The sequence below is a fragment of the Longicatena sp. genome (assembly GCF_982403165.1).
In genome coordinates this window covers 1-4,803 of the sequence record NZ_CEVYEL010000095.1, presented here as the reverse complement: position 1 = coordinate 4,803, position 4,803 = coordinate 1, and the positions used below count along the sequence as shown (strand labels likewise).

Genomic DNA, 4,803 nt, shown 5'->3' with positions numbered 1-4,803 from the left:
ATATTTGAAAGTATAGTGTTTATACGGATAATCAAAAATTAGATATAAAATTTATACTAATTCACAATAGAGAAAGGAGTGCATTATGAGAAGAACATATGGATATGTCCGGGTATCAAGCCAAGATCAAAATGAGGCAAGGCAATACCTGGAGATGCTGGATTATGGGATTGATAAAAAATATATCTATATGGATAAGTTAAGTGGAAAGGACTTTAATCGTCCAGCTTATCACAGACTTGTTTATAAAAAACTGAAACCTGGTGATTTGCTCGTAATCAAAAGTATTGACCGACTGGGAAGAAATTACAATGAAATCCTAAATGAATGGAAGTACATAACCAAAACCAAAAGTGTCGATATCAAAATTCTCGATATGCCGTTACTAGACACTGATCAAAACAAAGATTTGATTGGCACCTTAATTGGTGATATCGTATTACAGTTATTATCTTTTGTTGCGGAAAATGAACGTAATAACATTCACCAGCGTCAAGCTGAGGGTATTCGTGCCGCCAAAATGAGAGGGGTACGTTTTGGTCGTCCGGAGATTGATTTACCGAAAGATTTTGAAAAAATCATGGTACGCTGGAAAAAAGGCGAATTGATGAGTAAGGATGCTATTAAAGAATCCGGTTTAAAATACTCAACCTTTTATAAAAAAGCCAGAGAATATGAGGAAAACAGAAGGATGAAAGAAAACGACAGATAGCTAGCGTGCATATCTGTCGTTTTTTTGATAAATATTTAGAACACAAAGTTTCCTTTGCGAAATACTGGTACACAAGATCCATCATCTTTTATACCATCAATGCTCATATCATCATTACCAAACATGAAGTCTACATGTGTCATAGAATGATTCGCACCTGCTTTATTCAATTCTTCTTCATTCATATCAATGCCTCCCTCAACATTCATAGGATAGGCATCGCCAAGAGCGAGATGGCACGATGCATTCTCATCAAATAAGGTATTAAAGAATAATATACCGCTTTGTGAGATTGGCGACGCATCTGGAACGAGAGCCACTTCACCTAAATAACAGCTGCCTTCATCAAAATGAATCAGCTCAGATAGTGTATCTTTCCCTTCTTCAGCATCAAAATCAACTACTTTGCCATCTTTAAATTCCATCCAGAAGCCGTTAATCATATTACCATTATAGTTTAATGGTTTGCTAGCTACGACCTTACCCTGTACTCCTGTCTTTTTGGGCATTGTAAAAATTTCTTCTGTAGGCATATTCGGATTAAAAATCACACCAGCAACTGTCTTTTCACTTCCCCCTGCCCAAATATGATGATCCACAAGTTCAACTGTCAAGTCCGTTCCTAAACAATTGGTGAAATGTAACGCTTTAAACTTATGTTCATTAAGTGCTTGTATACGTCGTACGAAATTGTTTTGCATCTCATCCCATTCTGCAATTGGATCATTATCTTCTCGTACGTGTACGGCATGGAGAATACGCTCCCATAACTCTTCAACTGCCTCATTTTCAGCATCTTCAAATTCCGGGAATACTTCCATAGCCCACGCTTTATTTGGCACTGCGATAATACTCCATTGCGTTTTATTCATCATCGTATAAGCCTGCGCTTCTTTATTAGCTTTTGCACCAGCTAAACGTGCTTTCGCAACTTTGGCAGCGTCCACATCCTTAAAGACTCCAGGAAGTTCACTTATGATATGAAGGATGCAAGCACCCTCTTTTAAATAATCCAGTTTTGAATGTACTTGCCATTCTCGAACATTGCACAAAGTTTCTTCATCAGCATGCAAATAAGTCTGACGACGATTCATATCATCCTGATAAAATACAACAACTTCTTTGGCTCCAGCTGCATATGCTTCTTCAACACAAGCTCGTGTCATTTCTACTGCATCCACATCTGCTTGAATAAGCAATGTTTGTCCTTTTTGTAAATTAACTCCTTTGCGAATTGCAAGATTTGCATATTTTTTAATGATTGCTTTGTTCATATATTTAATCCTTTACATAGGCTTTTGGCAACATCGCAGCACCTATGATACCTGGCTCTTCTAACTCGGCTTCTTTAAATTCTACAATCTGCATCCCTTTGTGGATCATATTACGGAAATAGTTTTCCATTTTTTCAAAGAAAACATCTTTCCCTTTCATTACGCCACCACCAACAACAAATACTTCTGGATCCACAACATGTGCAATCACGGAGAACATGATAGCTAAATCATATGCCATGTCATCACACAACTTTAATGCCTCTGCATTGCCTTTTCTTGCCAGATCAAAAACATCCCCAGCATGTGCAATCGCATCTATTCCGAATACAGCTTTTCCTTTTCTTGTCATCGCTGTACCGCTCGCTTCGTTTTCTACAGCACCAACATTCAAATAATTCACTTTTTCACGATTGCGATCTATGATGATATTTGCAATTTCACCAGCATGCCCATTCTTGCCAGCAACTACATGCTGATCGACAACCAAGGCTCCACCTATACCTGTCGAAATAGTAACATAATATACAATTCCTTTGCCCTTACCAGCACCTAAAACCGCTTCACCCATACCGGCAACATTAACATCATTATCAACAAAGGTTGGCTTATGGAAATGATCTTCAATACGTTTAGCAATTGGATAGCCTTCAAAGCCAGGCAAATTTGTAGCCAATACCATTTTACCGTTCACTGTATCTACAGGGCCAGGCACTCCCATACCGATACCGACACAATCATCATAACCATCAATGCTTTCAATCAAAGAAATAATTTTCGCGATTACATGTTCTGTGCCTTTACCAATTTCTGTAGAATCTTTTACGATTTGTAAAACATTACCTTCTTCATCGACTTTGGCAACTCGTACATTTGTGCCTCCTAAATCGACACCAATATAAGTTTTCATAAAACTCCTCCTTCACATTTGCTAGTTCTATTTTAGCATAAATGAAAGGGTTTTTCTCTAATTAATCTAAATTTCTCTTACGCTTTCTCAACATACAGAGCACGCATAAAGATGTAATAGAGCAAAGCATCAAGAAATCCCTGCGCAAACTAGCATCCATGGTAACAACATTATGCTTTACTTTTATCTTTTCATCTTTCATCACGATTGTTTTATTATGTTTAGCCGTAAATGTGATATCGTCTGCTTTTTGATAATTCTTTGGCGCATATACCTCATGAAATACATAGTTTTTGCCTTCTTCCAGATACATGACAGTATAAGGGGTTCCATCACTTGTCCATTCCGCTATCACTTGCCCATTTTGCTTATCTAGTATTTGTAAAATAGCGCCTTTTAAGTGCTTTTTATCTTTCTCATCAATCTTATCAAAGCGCATCTTTACTGGTACATTTTCAATACGGATTTCTAAAACATCCCCATGTTTCGCAACCTTTGCCTGATAAATATGATCGTTTAAAGTATAACCGGCGACTTGCTCTTTTTCCTGTACATAATACATACCTAATTCTAAATTAGCAAAATGTGCATAACCGTTTTCATCTGTTTCCTGTTCTTTCAAGATATGTGACATATCTTTTTTATCCGATAACCTAAACGTCACATTTTTCATCCTTTGGTTTTTATTTTCACTATCTACTTTATGGATCAAAAGACTGCCTCTGGCAAGTTTATTTTCTAATGTGCTTTCTGCTTGCAGATGTACAACATAATTCACCACATCTTCACCATGCCAGCCGATTTCAAAATCATATTCTTTTTCATCCAGTACATATTGGGCATTGGTCTTAAGTTCCTTTACATAATAAACACCGTTAGGTAAATCGATCATGTTTTCTAATTTTCCTGTTTTATCAATGCCACTTGTATGTAATAACGTCCCATTAGGTATCGCAACCTTTCCCATGTAATCATAAATATCTTCTCTAGCATATATACCATAAAGAACATCTAGATAAGCATCTTCATTCTTAAAAACTTCCTGTTGTTCCAAAAGTTTCGTCATATTTAAGGTAAAATGCGGACGTTCGTTATATAGGGAAGATGTATGAATCTGAAGCTTTGTTGTTTGTGCGTCTTCAATCATGAAATAATGCTTTCTAACATCTTTTACATAACCATGTGGTGTTTTCGTTTCCATGTAATAATATGCTCCACACACCAAATGCTTACTAGCAACTTCGTCCCAATCTGATTCTAAGCTTTCAACTTTTTCATCTTTATGGTAATACAAAGTATTTCCAATTTTAATGTCTTCTGCAGCATATATCGTAATTTCTGCATGCAATAGGTTTGATGTTTCCCATACCGGACTTTCCGTCTTACCAAATTCACACTGGCCAGTTACAGTTGACATAAAGATTTCACCCGTTTTTTCCCAGACCAATTGTCCTAAGACAAGTTCATCTTTCATTTCTACGAATTGCAAATCTCCACTATCTTTTATTTCGAATTCAACATCTTGTGCTAAAGCATACCCATGTGGACTAGAAATTTCATGGAGAATATAGGTGGTATTTGGTTGTAATCCTTTTACGATATGTGGCTTGATCTTGCCTTTATCATCCTTACCATCTTGTCCAGAAATCCATGTTGCAAAAACTGCCCCAGGTTCATCTTTTGGGTAAATCATCATTTGTGCACCTTCGATTTCTTCGTCATTGGTAATATCTTTTTTGGCAACTTCTACTTCCGTGATTTCATTTTCTATAAATGCTTTATATGTTATCGAAGGAATATCCTGTCCTTGGTAATGCGCATCAATCTGTTCTTCAAAATTTGTAGAAACATACCCTATTGGTGCTTTTGTTTCTTTCAATTTATACATTGAAAGCGGCAAATCACTT

The 4,803-nt window shown here is 36.6% G+C and carries 4 protein-coding genes; 1 reads left to right on the top strand and 3 read right to left on the bottom strand.

Features of this window, described 5'->3' with window-relative positions:
- Positions 1-85: 85 nt before the first annotated feature.
- A complete protein-coding gene (locus tag AC1VS3_RS12625; protein WP_008687951.1) occupies positions 86-712 on the top strand; it encodes a recombinase family protein in 627 nt (208 codons plus the stop codon).
- 35 nt (positions 713-747) lie between these two features.
- On the opposite strand, the gene AC1VS3_RS12620 is transcribed toward AC1VS3_RS12625, so the two are convergent.
- From AC1VS3_RS12620 to AC1VS3_RS12610, 3 genes are all read right to left on the bottom strand, one after another.
- Positions 748-1,986: an aminopeptidase gene (locus AC1VS3_RS12620; RefSeq protein ID WP_008687950.1), complete on the bottom strand. Its 1,239-nt coding sequence runs from the start codon at positions 1,984-1,986 to the stop codon at positions 748-750.
- A gap of 4 nt (positions 1,987-1,990) precedes the next feature.
- Positions 1,991-2,896 (bottom strand): ROK family protein, encoded by a 906-nt coding sequence (locus AC1VS3_RS12615; RefSeq protein WP_008687949.1) that lies wholly within the window; start codon positions 2,894-2,896, stop codon positions 1,991-1,993.
- A gap of 61 nt (positions 2,897-2,957) precedes the next feature.
- Positions 2,958-4,803: MSCRAMM family protein (locus AC1VS3_RS12610; RefSeq protein WP_481275673.1), on the bottom strand; the 1,846-nt coding region annotated here is incomplete at its 5' end.